Consider the following 16,821-nt stretch of genomic DNA (forward strand, 5'->3'; position numbering starts at 1 on the left):
GTTGGTTGATCGATGGACGTACTTTCTCGCAACGGGTGCGCACGGTCCATGACGTGGGAGGTCATGGGCGGGACGAAAAAAAGCCGGCCGCGGGGAGCGGCCGGCTTTGCAGGAGAGCGTCAGTGCGTCAGGGGAGCTGGGTCCAGCTCTGGTTGGTGCCGCCGTTGCAGGTCCAGGTGATCAGCGCCGTGTCCTGCGTCGTCGAGCTGTTCGGCACGTCGAGGCAGGAACCCGAGGCGCGGTTCTTGATCGCGCCGCCCACCAGGCTCCACTGCGTCGTGTCGCCGGCCGAGCAGGCCAGCTGCACCACCGCCGCGTTCGTCGTCGCGGTGCCGCTCTGCGCCAGGCACAGGCCGCTGTGCTCGGCCTTGAACTGCAGGTAGCCGCCCGTGAGGCTCGTCACCGTGAACCGCTCGTTGTTCGCATTGCCGCACGGCCACTGCACCGCCGTCGCGCCGCTGGCGGTCGACACGCCCTTGATGTTCACGCACAGGTTGCTGAGGTTCGAACGGATGCGGGTGATCGTCGGCGTCGGGTCGGTGTCCTGCGACCGCACGTACTCGCGAATCGCCACCACGTCGGCGGGCGGCAGGCTGCTGGCGTTGCCGTGGCCGCCGGCGAGCACGTCCTGCAGCGTGGCCGCCTGGCCGTTGTGGAAGAAGGCCGTGGTGTTCCAGGTGCCCACGAGCGTCGGCGTGTCGAAGCCCACGCCCGCCAGCGGCTGGTTGCTGCCCTTGCCCGACGAGAGCTGGATGGTGCCCACGTCGTGCCGCTGTCCGTCGCGGAAGGTGGCGCCGGTGTGGCAGGTCACGCACTGCGCCGAGGCGAACAGCGCCTGGCCCCGCGCCGCGTCGACGCTGAGGCTGCCGTCGGCGTTGCGCGCCGGGCTGCGCATGTACTTGTTCAGCGAGGTCAGGTAGGCCGCGAGATCGTCCAGCTGCGCGTTCTTGCCGGCCTTGGGGGCGCCGAGCGGGTCTTGCGTGGCCGTGAAGTCCGCGTTGGTCAGGAAGCCGGTGCCGCCGAACTCGTTGCGGATGTCGTTCTCGAAGTCCTGCACCTCGTCGAAGTTCGCCGTCCAGTGCAGCTTGCCGTGACCCAGGCCTCGCTTGCCCATGAGGCTGATGGTGCGGCGCAGGCCCTCGCCGCGCTGGGTGAAGTCCCACACCATGCCGTCGTCGCCGGCATCCGCGTGGCAGCTCGCGCAGGAGATGTAGTTGTCCTTGCTCATGCGCCGGTCCGACGCGTTGTAGAACACCTGCTTGCCGCGCAGCGCCGCGGGCGACATCGGTTCCTGCGCGACCGTCGAGACGTTCTGCAGGAAGATCGGCGCCGCCGTTTCCGAGGCCAGCACCGAGGCCACGTCGTGCACCGACACCGAGCGCGCGAGGAAGTTGTTGACGAACAGGCGTTTCCTCGTCGCGTCCAGGTACAGGCCGTGCGGCGCGCTGCTGGCGTTGATCTCGCCCCGCACCGAGCGGCTGTACGGATCGACGATGGCCACGCGATTGCCTTCCATCTGCGCGACGAACAGGTAGTCGCCCGACGGCGAGAACAGCGCGGCGCGTGCCGGTGCGCGGTCGTCGAAGTCGATCTGCTCGCCGAACACTTCCGCGGCCGTCTGCAGGTTGACCTGCGAGAGGATGGAACGCACCGTCTGGTCGTGCACCAGGTTGTTGCCGTCCCTGAACTTGCCGCGCACGATGTTGTCCTTCTTCGAAGGCAGCACCGCCCGCGTGCCGTCCGGCGAGATGATCACCTGGCTCAGGTAGTTGGCCACGCCGCGCGCACGGCTTTCGGTGTCCACCGTGGTGGTGTCCACCGGCAAGGCGATGGTGGTCATCGCGCTCATGCTCTGCAGGTTCACCTTGTGCAGCTGGCCGCCGGTCATCTTCGACTTGAAGCGCGTGACATACGCCACCTGCGCGTCGGAGTTGACGGCAATGCCGCGCAGGTTGCCTTCGAGCGCGACCGCACCGGTGGTGGCGCCGTTGCTCGGGTCGAAGCTCATGAGCACCGACTTGCTCTCCAGCGTCAGCAGGCCCTTGGCGCCATCGGGCGTGAAGGCCACGCCGTAGGGGCCGCTGCCATAGGCCAGCGGCACGGTGGCCGAGACGCTGCCGTCGGCTGCGTTGAGCACCACCAGCTTGTCCTCGCCCTGCACCGTGACCCAGATGCGGCCGTCGGGGGCGACGGCCAGCGTCTTCGGTTCTTCGCCGACGCGCACTTCCCAGCGCTTGGCCAGGGTCTGCGCGTCGATGGCTGCAACCGTGCCGCTGTCGGGGTTGACCGAGTACACCGAGTTCGCATCGCCCGCGATGTTGGTGGTGTGCGTGGGCGCCCGCGCCGTGGTCGGGACGATCACGGTGAGGTTATAGGTGTAGAAGGTCTCGCGGCCGTTTGCATCCTTCACCGTCAGCGTCACCGTGAAGTGTCCGGGGCGCGTGTAGGTGTAGGTGTAGTTCGGCTGGTTCGAGTAGGTGGTCTGCGTGCCGTCGCCGAAGTTCCAGCGGAACTGCGCGCCACTGCTGCCGAGCGTGCCGGGGTTGAACACCAGCTGGCCGTTGACCAGCTTCGGCCCGCCGCCGATGCCCGGGTCGCCGATGATGGCCTGCCCGCGCAGCGTGTTCACCTCGGTGTCGGTGAGCACGCGGCCGTAGACGCGCACCTCCGCCAGCGTGCCCTTGAAGAGCGCCGTGTTGCCCTGGATCTGCCCCAGCACGTTGAACTTGTTCGACAGGCCCTTGGTGCCCGTGAGGCCTGCGGAAGTGGTCTTCACGCCGTCGACGTACACCGCCTGCGCGCCAGAGGCCGCGTCGCGCGTCAGTACCACGTGGTGCCAGTTGCCGTCGTTCACCACTGCGGTGGAGGTGGTGCCGCCGTCGTTGCCGACCGACAGCTTGATGCGCCCGTTGTTGTCGAGCCAGCCCCAGAACACATCGTCTGCGCCGCCCGACTGGTCGCGCCCGAAGATGCCGGGCGCTGTCCACGAGTTCGGGCCGCCCGCCTGCGTGGTCTTCATGTAGAAGCTCAGCGAAGCGGTGCCGCCGAGCACGGTGGCCACCGAGTCGTTCTTCAGCGGCACACCGGCGGTGCGGTTCGCGAAGTTCATGCCGATGCTATCGAACGCGTCGCCCGACACTGGCGTGCCGTTGTTGTTGCCGATCTGGTCGGAGAGGTTGCCCGCCAGCGTCCAGTAGTGCATCAGGTTGATGTCGGTCGCGTTGCCGGTGTTGAAGGTCGAGCGGTAGTCCGCAGCGATGGCGTTGCCCGCATAGTCCTTCAGGCCGTTGGCCGGCAGGAACACTTCATAGCTCGTGCCCGGTTGCAGCGGCTGCTCGGGGTGGAAGTTGACGATGCCCAGCTGCACGCTGTAGGTGCCCGCCAGCGTGTTGCCGCCCACCGGGCGCACGATGAAGGTGTTGGAGTTCACGCTCTCGGGCCGGATGTTGTCCGTCATGCCGAGGCCGATGCGCGAGGTCAGCGCCTGCTGCTTCGCGCCGTTGACGGGCGAGACCTGTTTCACTTCGGGCTTGGTGGTGTCGGGGTCGACCTGGTGCACGACGAAGCCGCTGCCCGAGCCGTGGTCGTTGCCCACGAAGACGAGGTTGCCGAACATCGCGACCTGGCCGTTGTCCGAGTGCGTGAAGTTCGGGTCGTCCTCGCGCAGGATGCTGCCGCGGCCCACCTCCACGTGGTTGAGCGGATTGCTCACGTCCACCTTGTGGATGCGCGTCTGCGCGCCTTGAATGACGTAGTTGTCCTGCGTGGCGCAATAGAGCTGCTCGTCGATGACCAGCCGGTTGTCCTCGGCCACGAAGCGCGAGCGGTCGGAGAGGTCGTAGCTGTACATCTTGGCGCCGCCGTTGCGCGTGGAGACATGCAGGTTCCTGCCGTCGAAGCAGGTCGCGTAATAGAACGGGGTGGTGCCCACGATGGAGTCGAGCACCTTGGGGTTGAGCGGATCGGAGATGTCCAGGCTCGCGAAGCCGCCGTTGTTCTCCATCGCGGTCAGCACCATGTGGTTGCCCATCGTGAAGATCGGGCCGATGCGAAAGCCGCCGAGTTCGCCGGTGGGCACCGGGTTGGGCTTGCCGGTGCCGCGGTTCGCGACCACGGCGTTCGCAGGGTCCCTCGCATCGACGATGAAGATGCCCCGGCCTGCCGAGGCCACGTACAGGTACGGCGCCTGCCACCAGAGCTGCCAGGCCACGTCCTCATAGTCGCCGCCGTTGACGCCGGGCAGCGCGAGCTTCTTCACCTGCTTGATGTCGTTGACGTCGGTGAAGTCCCAGAACTCGACGCCGTTGATGCTGGGCAGCACCACGTAGGTCTTGCCGCCGATCTTGGCGGTGCCGAAGGAGTGCGTCTCGCGGAACTCCTTGGTGCGCGCCTCTGGCTCGTAGATCTTCTTCACGAGCTGGATCTGGCGCGGGTTCGACACGTCGTACAGCAAAAAGCCGCCCGGGCCGAGGCCGCTGTCCGGCGCGAAGGAGGTGAGGAAGTAGCCGTTGACCATGATGCCCGCGTTCATCCCGTAGTCCTTGCGGCCCGGGTAGGTGGCGGGCACCTCGCGCGATTCGTAGGCGCTGCTGTGCGCCGGATCGAGCGGGTGCGCGGGGCTCGTGATCATCGACACCGGCTTGAACAGTTCGGCCGAGGTGTAGGTGAGGTTGCCCAGGCCCGGTCCCTGCAGCGGGAGCGGGTCGGCGACGGCTGCGGAGACCGCCGTTGCCATGTTGCTCAGGGTCGTCATCGGACTGACCCCGGTGATTGCCGCGTGCGTCAGCAGTGTGACGAACGGCACCATCAATGCCATCACGTAATACCGGATCTTCATCGTTGCCTCCAGGTTGTTAGAAGTTCGCAGGGAAACCCACTGACTCGTTTTTTCTCTGGCTCGACTCGCAAAGTGCGCGCGCAGGACGCACCCCGGCAGGCGACGGGTGATCGCCTGCCGTGAAACCCTCTCCCTGGCGGCTGGTTACTTCGTGCCGCCCGATTCGTAGATGTCCCAGGCCGCCTCGGCGCTGGCATCGCGGTGGATCATGGCCATCAATGCACTGACCACTGCCGACGGATTCGCATGCTGGTAGACGTTGCGCCCATACACCATGCCGACCGCGCCTTGGTCCAGCAGCGTGCGCGAACGCGCGAACACCTGCTGCAGTTCCTCGCGGCCGCCACCGCGCACGAGCACGGGGCAGCGCGCGGCCTGCACCACGCGGTGGAAATCCTTGGGGTCGCTGGTCGGGTCGGCCTTGACGATGTCGGCGCCCATCTCGCGCGCGAGGCGCACCAGCGTCACGATCTTCTCGGCATCACCGTCGACCATGTAGCGGCTGCCGGGCGTGGGCGACTGCATCACCAGCGGCTCGATCATCAGCGGCATGCCGTAGCGGTCGCAGTCGGCGCGCACGCGCGCGATGTTCTGCACGCACTGGCGGAACAGGTCGGGTTCGTTCGGCAGCATGAAGAGGTTGACCACCACGCAGGCCGCATCGCGCTGCACGGCCGGCAGCACCGGGTCGTGCTCGTTCTGCAGCTGGGCCCACATCACGCGATGCAGCGTGGCGTTGTAGGGGTTGCCCATGTCGATGCGCATCACGAGCGCCGGCTTGTCGCGGCCCGGGCGGTCCTGCAGCAGGTCGGACTGGCCGTAGTTCAGTTGCAGCGCATCGGGTGCGGCGGCCACGAGCTTGTCGATGACCTGGGGCATGTCCTCCAGGCCGTCGAGGAACGAAGGCTCGTTGCACACGCCGTGGTCGAGGGCGATGTCCAGGCAACGGCCGTTGGTGAGCAGGCGGTTGAGCCGTGCTGTCTTGTCTTTCGACATGGGAAAGAACTCCTTGTTGGGGTCGGAAATGAAGAGGGGTGTCAGGCGAGCGCGGAGAGGTGGCGCTTCGCCGCGGCGTCGATCAGCCGCAGGGCGTCGTCGCCCAGCGCGACCGCACCGGCACCGGCGTTCTCGATGGCCTGCTGGCGCACGCGCGCGCCGCAGAGCGCGACGGCCACGGTGCCGCGCGCGACGGTCCACGCGATCATCATCTGGCCGAACGAGCAGCCGAGCCTGGCGCGCACGGGCTCGAGCTCTTCGAAGAAGGCCTTGAGCGTCGCGCGGTTGGCCGCGCTGAAGCGCGGGTTGCTCGCGCGCTGGTCGTCGCCCTTGAACTCGCGCTCGGGGTCGATGGGGCCGGCGAGCAGGCCCAGCGCCAGCGATGAGTACCCGAGCACCGCGACGTTGTGCTCGCTGCACAAGGGGGCGAGCGTCGCCTCGATCTCGCGGTCGATCAGGCTGTAGCGCTCCTGCGCCGCATCGACCGGGCCGTAGCGCAGGTACTCGGCGAGCGTCTCGGGGCTCACGTTGCTCACGCCGATGGCGCGGATCTTTCCCTGCTTCTTGAGGTCGAGCAGCGCGTCCATGGTCTCGGCCACGGGCGTGGTGCTGTCCTGCCAATGCGTGATGTAGAGGTCGATGTAGTCGGTCTGCAGGCGCTTCAGGCTCTCTTCGCATTCATGGAAGATCGACTCGCGCCCGAGGAAGCGATACACCGGGTGGCCGTCTTCTTCGAAGAAGTGCGTACCCTGTTGTGTGTGCCAGACGAGGCCGCACTTGGTGGCGATCACCGCCTCTTGCCGCCGCCCCTTGAGCGCGGTGCCGACGATGCTTTCGGAGCGGCCGAGACCATAGGCCGGCGCGGTGTCGATCAGGTTCACGCCCGCATCGAGCGAGGCCTGGATCGCGATGACGGCGGCCGCGTTGTCCCCGCCGCCCCACATCCACCCGCCCATCGCCCATGTGCCCAGGCCGATGGCCGAGCATTCGATGCCCGAGGGGCCCAGCGTCGTCTTCTTCATTTGCATTGCGCTCATCGCGTTTTCTTTCTCGTGTTCATGATGTGGTCGATGGTCACGGCCGCGAGCAGGATCAGGCCCTTGATCACGTCCTGCCAGTAAGGCGACACGTCGAGCAGGATCAGCGAGCTGGTCACCACCGAGAGGAGGGCCAGGCCGAGCACCGCGCCCAGCACCGTGCCCGAGCCGCCCTTGAGGCTGGCGCCGCCGATCACCGCGGCGGCGATCACGTTCAGTTCCATGCCCATTCCGAAGGTCGGCGTGGCGGCGCCGAAGCGCGCGGTGTAGATCACGCCGGCCAGGCCCGCCGAAGCCGAGCACAGCACCGTGACCCAGAACTTCACGCGGCCCACGCGAATGCCCGAGTAGAGCGCCGCCTTCTCGTTGCTGCCCGTGTAGAACACGCGGCGCAGGAGCGTCGAGCGGCGCAGCACGAAGTCGCTCACCACCACGATCGCCAGGAAGATCAGGATGACCGCCGGCACGCCGAAGAGCGTGCCCTGCCCGATGAACTTGAATTCGGCTGGCAGCGAGAACAGCGACTGCGGCGTGCCCTGCGTGAGCGCGAGGCACAGGCCCCGAACGATCACCATGAAGGCCAGCGAGGCGATGAAGTGGTTGAGGCCGATGCGTGTGACGCAGCCGCCGATCATCGCGCCGATGAGCCCGCACATGCCGATGGCCACCAGGCTCGCAAGCCATGGGTCCACGCCCATCAGGAAGAGCTTGCCCGTCACCACCATCGCGAAGCACACCACCGAGCCCACCGAGAGGTCGATGCCGCCGACGATCAAGAGGATCGTCATGCCCACCACCACGATGCCTTCGATGGAGAAGGACAGCAGCATCGCGCGCACGTTGTCCCAGGTGAGGAAGTAGGGCGATGCAAAACTCATCGCGATGCACAGCACCGCGATGATGAGCAGCAGCCCTGCTTCGCGCATGCTCGTGAGTTTGTTGGCGGGCTTCACGGGGTCGCCTCCTGACTGTCCAGAATGCCGTGGGGGAAGGCCCGCATCGAGTTGTGCCGGGTAGTTCATGCTATTTCCTGTTCGCAGAGTCCGGAAGCCAGCCGCAGCAGGGCCTCTTCCGTCATTTCGTTCGATTCGAGTTCACCCGCGACCTGGCCGTCGCGGATCACCAGGGCCCGGTCGCAGAGGCCGATGATCTCGGGCAGCTCCGACGAGATCACGATCACGCCCACGCCCTGGTTCGCGAGCTCGCGCAGGATGTGGTGGATCTCCGACTTCGCGCCCACGTCGACACCGCGCGTGGGCTCGTCCATCAGCAGCACCGACGGGTTGGTGGCCAGGAGCTTGGCGATGGCCACCTTCTGCTGGTTGCCGCCCGAGAGGCTGGAGACCTCGATGGCGACGCCGTCGGACTTCAGGTTCAGCTTGGCGCCGAGCGTCTTGGCGAGCTTGTGCTCGGCCGAGCGCTGCAGGAGGCCCCAGGCCGAGCTCACGCGGCCGAGCGCCATCGACGACACGTTCTGTGCGATCGGCAGGTCGAGGAACACGCCGGCCGCCTTGCGGTCTTCGCTGAGATAAGCGATGCCTGCGCGCAGTGCGTCGCTGTACTTGCGGATAGTGAGCGCTTTGCCAGCGAGGCGCACCGTGCCGCGCTTGGCGACGCGCAGGCCGCAGATGGTTTCGGCAAGTTCGCTGCGGCCCGCGCCCATGAGGCCCGCGATGCCGAGGATCTCGCCGCGTTTCAGTGCAAAGGAAACGCCGTGCACCCGCTCGCCGTCGGCGATGTCGTTCACTTCGAGCACGGGCCCGGAGGATTCCGCAACGGATTGCTTGGGCGGGTAGTAGTTGCCCAGGTCGCGACCGACCATGCGGCGCACCAGCTCATCGGGCGTCAACCCGGCGAGCGGTCCGCAATGCACATTGCGCCCGTCGCGCAGCACGGTGACGCGGTCGCCGTGCGTGAAGATCTCTGCCATGCGGTGGCTGATGTAGATGATGCCGATGCCCTGCGCCTTCAGGTCGTGCAGCACGCGGAACAGCGCCGCCGACTCGTTGTCGGTCAGCGCGGCCGTGGGCTCGTCGAGGATCAGCACCTTGCAGTCGAGCGTGAGCGCCTTGGCGATCTCCACCAGCTGCTGGCTGGAGATGGAGAGGTTGCCCACCGGCATGGCGGGGTCGATGTCCTGCCCCAGCCGGCGCAGCACCTTGGCCGCGCGTTCGTTGAAGCTGGCGTAGTTCATCCACGCCGCTTTGCCGGCGTTGATCTCGGGCATGAAGATGTTCTCGGCGACGGTCGCGTCGGCACACAGCGCGATCTCCTGGTGCACCAGGCCGATGCCCAGGCGCATCGCGTGCGCCGGTCCGTCGATCACGACCTTCTGGCCGTTCAGCAGGATCTCGCCTTCGTCGGGGCGGTGGATGCCGTCGATGATGTTCATCAACGTCGACTTCCCTGCGCCGTTCTCGCCGCACAGGGCGTGGATCTCGCCCGCATGCAGCGAGAAGTCCACGCCCGAGAGCGCGCGCGAAGCGCCGAAGCGCTTGCTGATGCCACGCAGTTCGAGCAAGGCGCTCACTCGCCGATTCCCTTGGTGCCACGGCGGGCGAGGTACTTGTCCCAGTAGAAGTCGTCGGCGTTGGCCTTGCTGACCACGGCCAGGCCGTTGTCCAGGAAGGGCACGGCCATCGGGTTCGTGCCGTTGCGCTTGGCGTCGTTCATCGGGTCGATGAGCGAGGGGTTCTTCGCCAGGAACAACATCATCATGCCCATGTAGCCCTGCATGCCCTGGTTCGGGTTGATCGCGCCGAACACGTCGCCCGACTTGATCATGTCCAGGATCTTGGCGTTCACGTCGCAGCACATCACCTTGATGTTCTTCTTGGTCTCGACCTTGGCCTGCGCCGCGCCGAGCGCCGAGTTGGCCTCGGGCATGAAGAGCGCGCCCAGGTTCGGGTTGGCCTGCGCGAGGCTCAGCACCGCCTGGTAGGCCTTGTTCGGGTCCTGGTTGCTGGCGGCACGGCCGACCAGCTTCATGCCCGTGTGCTTGGTCTTCATGCGGTTCACGAAGGCAGCGATGCGGCGGTCGTGGTTGTCCTGGCCGGGGTTCTCGAGCACGGCGTATTCGCCCTTGCCGCCCAGCGATGCGGCGATCGCGTCGGCGGCTTGCGTGCCTTCGCGGTCGTTGTCGGAAGTGACGAACGAGGTGCGCTTCGAATTGGGCGAATCGGCCGCGAAGGTGACGACCGGGATGCCCATCGCCGCGGCGCGGTTGATCGGCTCGATGAACGGATCGGGGTTCATCGGGTGCAGCAGGATGCCCGCGGGCTTGCGCGCCAGTTCCTGCTCGAACGATGCGAGCTGCTTGTTCACGTCGTACTCGGGCGTGCCGGTATAGCGCGTCTTCACGCCCAGCGTGCGGCCGAGCTGCTTCATCATTTCGTAGACCGGGAACCAGTACTCCACGCCGGAGACCATCACGTTCATCACGTAGACGTCGCTGGCATTGCCGCGCAGGCCCGTGCCTGCAGCAGGGGCAGCTGCTTGCTGTTGCGCGAACGCGCTCGCACCGGCCAAACCGATACCGGCGGCGGCTGCGGACTTCAGGAAATTACGCCTCATTCTTTGTCTCCTCACGTTGACTGGCAGAGCTTGCGACCTGCTTTTCGAGCAGGTCTTCGGGACCTCAGTGTCACATCAGTTGTTATGACAGGCTAGAATGTAATCCCGGCCTGATTGCGCCGAGTACTAGGGGAAACGCTACTGGCGATAGGCTTTTTTTCCGCCGAAGCTGTTATGACATGATGCCAAACATACTGATCGGCGTGGACATGGGCTCGAGCAGCCTGAAAGCCCTGGCGCTCGAAGCCGGAAGCGGCCGCGCCGTTGCCCTGTCCCGCATGCCTTTGCCGCACGACCGGCTCGCCGGCGGCGGTTGCGAAGTCCGCGCCGCCGCCATCCGCGCCGCGCTCACCCACGTGCTGCGCGACGTCGCTCACCAGCTCGGGCCGCGTGCCGCCGAGGTCCGCGCCATGGCCTGCACCGGCCACGGCGCCGGCCTCTACGCGCTCGACGCGAACAACGAACTCGTCGGCGGCCGCGCCGTCGCCTCCACCGACCAGCGCGCCGATGCCCGCGCACGGACGCTCGCCAAAAGCCAGGGCACGCGGCTCTTCGAAGACGTGGGCTGCGGCCCCTGGCCCGGCCAGCCGACGGTGATCGCCGCCGAGTTGCTGGGCGCCGATGCCGTGCAGCGCGGCGAGCTGCGCCGCCTGCTGTTCGCGAAGGACTACCTCGGCTTCCTGCTCACCGGCGAAATCGCCACCGATGCCAGCGATGCGAGCACCGCCGGCCTGGTGTCGCTCGCCACCGGTGGCTGGTCGCAGATCGCCTTCGACGCCTCGGGCATCAACGACCTGGGCGCGCACAACTTCGGCCCGATCCTGCCGAGCGGCACCGTGCTCGGCAAGCTGCGCCCCTCCGAGGCGGCGCTGTGCGGTTTGCCTGCTGGCATTCCGGTCGCCATGGGCGCCATCGACCTGCTGGCCTCGATGACCGCGATCTGCGCCGAAGGCCGCGGCCGCGCGGTGCAGGTGTTCGGCACATGGTGCGTGAACGCGGTCATCGGCCCGGTCATGGAACCCAAGCCTGCCGTCGCGTCCGTTGTGAATTTCGGACGCACGCACGAGCGGCTCTACATGGAGAACAGCCCATCCTCGATGGCCAACATCGCGTGGCTCGCCGGCGTGCTCGCGCTGCCCGATGCGCGCGCGGTGGTCGACCTCGCGATGACCGTGCCGCTCGGTGCGAACGGCCTGCGTTTCGCGCCCTTCATCAACGGCGGCGGCGGCGTGACGGCGGGTTTCGTGGGCCTGAAGAGCCATCACACGCGTGCCGACATGGCACGCGCCGTGATCGATGCCGTCGCGGCGCTGCATGTGCGCCAGACGGCCCGCCTCGCGGCCGGCGGCCTCGCGGTTTCCGCATCGACCGTGCTGGGCGGCGGTGCGAGCGATGCACGCCTCGTGCGCCTGCTCGCCTCGCTCCTGGGCCGCCCGGTCGAGCGCTGCGCCGACGACGAGACCGGCGCGCGCGGCGCCGCGCTCTACGCGGCCATGTCGCAAGGCCTGGACGACGCGGCCGAGGGCAGCGCGCTGCTCGCGCCGTGCGACCTCATCGAACCCGATGCAAGGGACGCGCGCGCCCATGCGGATTTCAACGCCGATTTCAACGAACTGATCGACAGCATGTCACCTGTATTCACCCACATCGCGGGCGGTGCGCAATGAGCGCATGGCAACTTCCTTTTGTTCGCCCCGCGTCGCTCGCGGACCGCCATTTTTCGACGGTGATCGTCGGCGCCGGCATCAACGGCGTCGGCGTGTTCCGCGATCTTTCATTGCAGCGCGTGGACTGCCTCATCGTCGACAAGGGCGACTTCGGCGCCGGCGCCAGCAGCGCGCCTTCGCGCATGATCCACGGCGGCCTGCGCTACCTGGAAAACGGCAGCTTCTCGCTGGTGGCCGAGGCCACGCGCGAGCGCAACCTGCTGCTGCGCAACGCGCCGCACCTGGTGCGCCCGCTCAAGACGGTGGTGCCGCTCGCGAACTTCTTCGGCGGCCTCATGAGCAGCGCGCTCAAGTTCTTCGGCCGCACGCCGCCGCAGCGCACGCGCGGCCTCTTGGCCGTGGCACTGGGGCTGCGGCTCTATGACATCCTCGGCCGCCGCCAGCGCGTGATGCCGGGGCACCGCATCAGCCGCGTGCCGACCAACGACCGGAGTCTCTTTCGCGCAGCGATCCGCTGGACTGCGACCTTCTTCGATGCGTGGATCAGCCACCCCGAATGGCTCATCCTCGAACTGATCGGCGATGCCTGCCGCGACCAGCCGCGTTCGGCCGCCGCGAACTACTGCCGCGTGATGGGCTGTGCGGGCAACATCCTCACGCTGCGCGACGAGCTCACCGGCGCACTGGTGCGCGTGACCGCCGACACCGTGGTGAACGCCACCGGCGCATGGCTCGACCGCAGCGCGGCCGTGCTTGGCGGTGCGGGCCCGCGCGTGATGGGCACCAAGGGCTCGCACCTCGTGCTCGACCATCCCGCGCTGCGCGATGCGCTCGACGGCCGCATGGCGTATTTCGAAGCGGTCGACGGGCGCGTGTGCATCGTCTATCCGTTCCTCGACCGCGTGCTCGTGGGCTCGACCGACATTCCGGTCGAAGACCCCGACCAGATCGTCACCGAGCCCGCCGAGGTCGACTACCTCATCGACGTGCTGCGCGAGGTGTTCCCCAACATGGCCTTCGGCCGCGACAACGTGGTCTACACCTATGTCGGCGTGCGGCCGCTCGCGCGCTCCGATGCGGACAAGCCGGGCCAGATCTCGCGCGACCATTCGGTGGTAATCGATCCGCCGAGCGCGACGCGCGACATTCCCATCGTCGGCCTCGTCGGCGGCAAGTGGACCACCTTTCGCTCGCTCGCCGAGGAAGCGACCACCGAAGTGCTGCAACTGCTGGGGCGCTCGCGCACCGCGTCGACCGAGCTGTTGCCCATCGGCGGCGGCGCGGACCTGCCGGTCGATGCGGCCGCGATCGATCGCTTCATCGAGAAGATGACGGCCTCGGGCATGGGCCGCACGCGTGCGCTGAACCTGCTCGCACGCTACGGCTCGAAGGCGCTGCCGCTCGCGCAGCGCCTTGTCGCTTCGGGCGACGTGCCGCTGCAACACGCACCCGACTACTCGGCCGCCGAACTCTCGTACCTGTGTCTGGAAACAGGCGTGGTGCGCCTGGACGACCTCGTGATCCGCCGCACGCTGCTGGCCATCCGTGGCCTCGTCACCGATGCAGCGCTTGCCGAAATCTCGGGCATCGCTGCGGAGGCGCTGGGCTGGGACACTGCCCGCGCGCACAAGGAACTGAGCGACTGCGCCACCGCCCTGCGCGAGCGCCACAACGTGCGCCTGCAGGCCGTGGCGCCCGACGTGGCACCTTCTTTCGATGCATCATTGATGGCCAGCTCCGCCCTCGGCCAGTCCTAAAAGTGAACAGTCCCAACGACATCTCGACCGTGCTCGACCGCAAATCCGAGTCCCCGCTGTGGGCCCAGTTCCGCGATGCGATCCGCCTGCAGATCCTGCAGGGCGTGCTGCCCATCGGCGCCAAGCTGCCGTCCGAAGCGGAGCTGGGCGACCAGTTCGGCATCTCGCGCATCGTGGTGCGCGAAGCGCTGGCGGACCTGGTGCGCAACAACCTCATCTACAAGATCAAGGGCCGCGGCGCCTTCGTGTCGGCGCGCGAGCGCGACGAGGATTTCGTCTCGACCGTGCTCGGTTTCTCCGACGAAATGGAGCGCAAGGGCCGCTCGGTGCGCACGCAGATCCTCACGCAGGAACTGCGCGCACCCACCGAGCAGGAAGCGGCGTCGCTGGGGCTCACCGAGCCCGACGCGCAGGTCGTGGCGCTCAAGCGTCTTCGCAGCGTCGATGGCGAACTGCGCCTGCTGGTCGAGACGGTGGTGCCGGCGGACCTTGCACCGGGGTTGCATCGCACGCGGCTCGACGACCGCTCCCTCTACGACGTGCTGCGCCGCCAGTACGGCCTGCGCCTGGTGCGCGCCGAGCGCTGGATCGATGCGGTGCTGCCCGATGCCGCGACCTGCGAACTGCTCGACCTGCCGCAGCCCGAGCCGCTGCTGCGCATCGAGTCGATTGCCTACGGCGCGAACGGCCGGCCGCTGGAGCACTACCGCGCGCTGCACCGCTGCAAGACGAGCCGGCTGCATGTGCAGACGACGACCTGATCTCAGGTCAGCAGCGCCTCGGCTTCCTTGCGCAGCCGCCCGGCATCCTTGGCCGGCGGCGCACCGAACATGCGTACATAGTCGCGGCTGAACTGCGATGGGCTTTCGTAGCCCACGCGGAACCCCGCGCCCGCCGCATCCATCGCCTCGGCCACCATCAGCCGGCGAGCCTCCTGCAGCCGCAACTGGCTGCGGAATTCCAAGGGGCTCATCGAGGTGACCGACTTGAAATGCGCATGGAAGGTGGAGCGGCTCATGCCCGCGAGATCGGCGATGTCCTCGATCCGGCAGGCTTGGCCGTAGTGCTCGCGCAACCAGGAAATGGCCTTGGCGATCTGGCTCAGGCGGCTGTCCGCTCTTGCCAGCTGCCGGACGATGCTGTTGCGCGGATCGACCAGCAGGCGATAGAGGATCTCGCGCGTCACCAGCGGTGCCAGCGCTTCGATGTCGGCGGGGCTGTCGAGCAATGAGACCAACCGCACCATCGCATCCAGCAGTTCCGGCGTCGTGTCGTTGAGGGCCATGCCCGCGTCAGGCGCGCTGTCGCTTTCGTCGGGAAGCGAATGCCGCAAGGCGAGGTCGCTCAACACGGTCATGTCCAGGTCGAGCGCCAGGCAGAGATAAGGGGCGGCCTCGCTGGCTTCGATCACCGACCCCATGACCGGCAGATCCACCGATGCGATCAGGTACCTGGCGGGGTCGTACACGTAGGCGGTCGTGCCCAGCATCACGCGCTTGCGGCCTTGGGCAATGAGGCACAGCGTCGGCTCATAGACGACCGGCATCGGCATCGTCGGCGTGCTCGAGCGGATCAGGTCGACGCCCGGGATCGGGCTGTCGTGGATGCCGTCGCCCGGGACATGGCGGCTCACGATATCGATCAGCTTTTTCAGGGAACTCATGCATCACTCCACGGGGTTCGTTGGGTCGGACGATCGTGCAAGAACTTCGGATGATAGGGCTACGGCCATCCGTGCGTGCACTGGCAAAGTCAAACCCATAGAAACAACCAACCCGCTCTGGAAACGTTCATGCCGTTCAATCACCTCGCTCTGGATCACTATCGCCTGCTCGGACGATCGGGCATGCGTGTCTCCCCGCTTGCACTGGGCACCATGACCTTCGGCACCGATTGGGGCTGGGGCGCCGATGACGCCGAGGCGCGCCGCATCTTCGACACCTATGTCGATCACGGCGGCAATTTCGTCGATACCTCGGTCAACTACACCAACGGCGCTTCGGAGCGCATTCTGGGTCAGCTGCTCAGCGGAAGACGCGACCGCATCGTCGTCTCGACCAAGTTCACCATGGCACGCACGCCGGGCGATCCGAACTCGGGCGGCAATCACCGGATGAACCTGGTGCGTTCGGTCGAGACCAGTCTGAAGCAACTCGACACGGACCGCATCGAACTGCTGCACCTTCACGCCTGGGATTCCACGACGCCCTGTGACGAGGTCATGCGCGCGCTCGACGATCTGGTTCGCTCCGGCAAGGTGCTGTACCTCGGCATCTGCAACACCCCCGCGTGGAAGGTGGCACAACTGCAGACCCTGGCAGACCTGCGCGGCTGGTCGCCGCTCGTGGCGCTGCAGATCGAGTACAGCCTGGTCGAACGCACCGTGGAACACGAGCTGATGCCGATGGCGCAGGCTCTCGGGCTCGGGGTGATGCCGTGGTCGCCGTTGGGCGGCGGCGTACTGTCCGGCAAATACACCCGTGACGATCTGCGGCAAGGCAGCGAGGCCGCCGTTTCCTCGACCCGCCAGGCGACCATTGCCTCTTTCGGACACATGACGAGCCGATCGTTGGAGATCGCCGAAGCGGTGCGCGCCGTGGCCCATGAGACGGGTGCGACGCCATCGCAGGTCGCCTTGGCGTGGACCTTGTTGAATCCTGTTGTCGTGGCGCCGGTCATCGGCGTCCGAACCCTGGCGCAGCTGGAGGAAAACCTGGGTGCGCTGCAAGTCGAACTGACCGACGAACACATCGCCCGGCTGGACCAAGCCAGCAGGCCAGCGCCCATCTTCCCCGGCTCTTTTGCGGCTCGCCCCGTGGTCGAGAACCTGATCTTCGGCGGCGCCACGGTCGAGCGCCGCGCGAGCCATCACCCGTAAAAGACCATGAACCGAAGACAAACCACCAGCGCGGTACTCGCCGCCTTGTTCCCCCGAGCTTGTGGGTTCTCAGAAA

At 67.1% G+C, this 16,821-nt stretch carries 11 protein-coding genes; 4 read left to right on the top strand and 7 right to left on the bottom strand.

All coding sequences use genetic code 11. The features are described from left to right. Nucleotides 1-127: 127 nt before the first annotated feature. The 6 genes from GNX71_RS02175 to GNX71_RS02200 all read right to left on the bottom strand — a co-directional run bounded on the left by GNX71_RS02175 (nucleotide 128) and on the right by GNX71_RS02200 (nucleotide 10,443). Nucleotides 128-4,837 carry an RICIN domain-containing protein gene (locus GNX71_RS02175; RefSeq protein ID WP_206176809.1) on the bottom strand — a complete coding sequence of 1,570 codons (4,710 nt, stop codon included), beginning with the start codon at nucleotides 4,835-4,837 and terminating at the stop codon, nucleotides 128-130. A 144-nt stretch (nucleotides 4,838-4,981) separates the two neighbouring features. Continuing rightward, nucleotides 4,982-5,833 carry an aldolase gene (locus GNX71_RS02180; RefSeq protein WP_206176810.1) on the bottom strand — a complete coding sequence of 284 codons (852 nt, stop codon included), beginning with the start codon at nucleotides 5,831-5,833 and terminating at the stop codon, nucleotides 4,982-4,984. Between the two features lie 41 nt (nucleotides 5,834-5,874). Beyond that, nucleotides 5,875-6,861 carry an aldo/keto reductase gene (locus GNX71_RS02185; protein ID WP_206179317.1) on the bottom strand — a complete coding sequence of 329 codons (987 nt, stop codon included), beginning with the start codon at nucleotides 6,859-6,861 and terminating at the stop codon, nucleotides 5,875-5,877. Nucleotides 6,862-6,866: 5 nt separating this feature from the next. Continuing rightward, the gene (locus GNX71_RS02190) at nucleotides 6,867-7,892 is read right to left on the bottom strand and encodes an ABC transporter permease (RefSeq protein ID WP_206176811.1); all 1,026 of its coding nucleotides are present in this window, start codon (nucleotides 7,890-7,892) and stop codon (nucleotides 6,867-6,869) included. After that, on the bottom strand, nucleotides 7,889-9,400 hold the full coding sequence (locus GNX71_RS02195) for a sugar ABC transporter ATP-binding protein (protein WP_206176812.1): 1,512 nt from the start codon (nucleotides 9,398-9,400) through the stop codon (nucleotides 7,889-7,891). Before GNX71_RS02195 ends, GNX71_RS02190 begins: the two co-directional genes overlap by 4 nt. Continuing rightward, entirely contained in the window at nucleotides 9,397-10,443 is a 1,047-nt protein-coding gene (locus GNX71_RS02200; protein WP_206176813.1) for a substrate-binding domain-containing protein, read from the bottom strand. Before GNX71_RS02200 ends, GNX71_RS02195 begins: the two co-directional genes overlap by 4 nt. 179 nt (nucleotides 10,444-10,622) lie before the next feature. Between GNX71_RS02200 and GNX71_RS02205 the strand changes: the two genes are divergently transcribed. From GNX71_RS02205 to GNX71_RS02215, 3 genes are read left to right on the top strand one after another with little or no spacing between them, the layout of a single operon-like run. Next, on the top strand, nucleotides 10,623-12,110 hold the full coding sequence (locus GNX71_RS02205) for an FGGY family carbohydrate kinase (RefSeq protein WP_206176814.1): 1,488 nt from the start codon (nucleotides 10,623-10,625) through the stop codon (nucleotides 12,108-12,110). Next, a complete protein-coding gene (locus GNX71_RS02210) occupies nucleotides 12,107-13,867 on the top strand; it encodes a glycerol-3-phosphate dehydrogenase/oxidase (RefSeq protein WP_206176815.1) in 1,761 nt (586 codons plus the stop codon). Before GNX71_RS02205 ends, GNX71_RS02210 begins: the two co-directional genes overlap by 4 nt. A gap of 2 nt (nucleotides 13,868-13,869) precedes the next feature. Next, the gene (locus tag GNX71_RS02215) at nucleotides 13,870-14,628 is read left to right on the top strand and encodes a GntR family transcriptional regulator (RefSeq protein ID WP_206176816.1); all 759 of its coding nucleotides are present in this window, start codon (nucleotides 13,870-13,872) and stop codon (nucleotides 14,626-14,628) included. Nucleotides 14,629-14,630: 2 nt separating this feature from the next. Here GNX71_RS02215 and GNX71_RS02220 read toward each other — a convergent pair whose 3' ends face one another. Beyond that, nucleotides 14,631-15,530 carry an AraC family transcriptional regulator gene (locus GNX71_RS02220; RefSeq protein ID WP_206176817.1) on the bottom strand — a complete coding sequence of 300 codons (900 nt, stop codon included), beginning with the start codon at nucleotides 15,528-15,530 and terminating at the stop codon, nucleotides 14,631-14,633. A gap of 129 nt (nucleotides 15,531-15,659) precedes the next feature. Here GNX71_RS02220 and GNX71_RS02225 point away from each other — a divergent pair, with 129 nt between their 5' ends. Next, entirely contained in the window at nucleotides 15,660-16,745 is a 1,086-nt protein-coding gene (locus GNX71_RS02225) for an aldo/keto reductase (RefSeq protein WP_206176818.1), read from the top strand. Nucleotides 16,746-16,821 lie beyond the last annotated feature (76 nt).

Origin of the sequence: Variovorax sp. RKNM96 (genome assembly GCF_017161115.1) — a bacterium.
Lineage (GTDB): Bacteria > Pseudomonadota > Gammaproteobacteria > Burkholderiales > Burkholderiaceae_C > Variovorax.

Coding starts and splice junctions, on each gene's coding strand:
- GNX71_RS02175 (WP_206176809.1), bottom strand. CDS start 4,837: ATGAAGATCCGGTATTACGTGATGGCATTGATGGTGCCGTTCGTCACA.
- GNX71_RS02180 (WP_206176810.1), bottom strand. CDS start 5,833: ATGTCGAAAGACAAGACAGCACGGCTCAACCGCCTGCTCACCAACGGC.
- GNX71_RS02185 (WP_206179317.1), bottom strand. CDS start 6,861: ATGCAAATGAAGAAGACGACGCTGGGCCCCTCGGGCATCGAATGCTCG.
- GNX71_RS02190 (WP_206176811.1), bottom strand. CDS start 7,892: ATGAACTACCCGGCACAACTCGATGCGGGCCTTCCCCCACGGCATTCT.
- GNX71_RS02200 (WP_206176813.1), bottom strand. CDS start 10,443: ATGAGGCGTAATTTCCTGAAGTCCGCAGCCGCCGCCGGTATCGGTTTG.
- GNX71_RS02205 (WP_206176814.1), top strand. CDS start 10,623: ATGATGCCAAACATACTGATCGGCGTGGACATGGGCTCGAGCAGCCTG.
- GNX71_RS02210 (WP_206176815.1), top strand. CDS start 12,107: ATGAGCGCATGGCAACTTCCTTTTGTTCGCCCCGCGTCGCTCGCGGAC.
- GNX71_RS02220 (WP_206176817.1), bottom strand. CDS start 15,530: ATGAGTTCCCTGAAAAAGCTGATCGATATCGTGAGCCGCCATGTCCCG.
- GNX71_RS02225 (WP_206176818.1), top strand. CDS start 15,660: ATGCCGTTCAATCACCTCGCTCTGGATCACTATCGCCTGCTCGGACGA.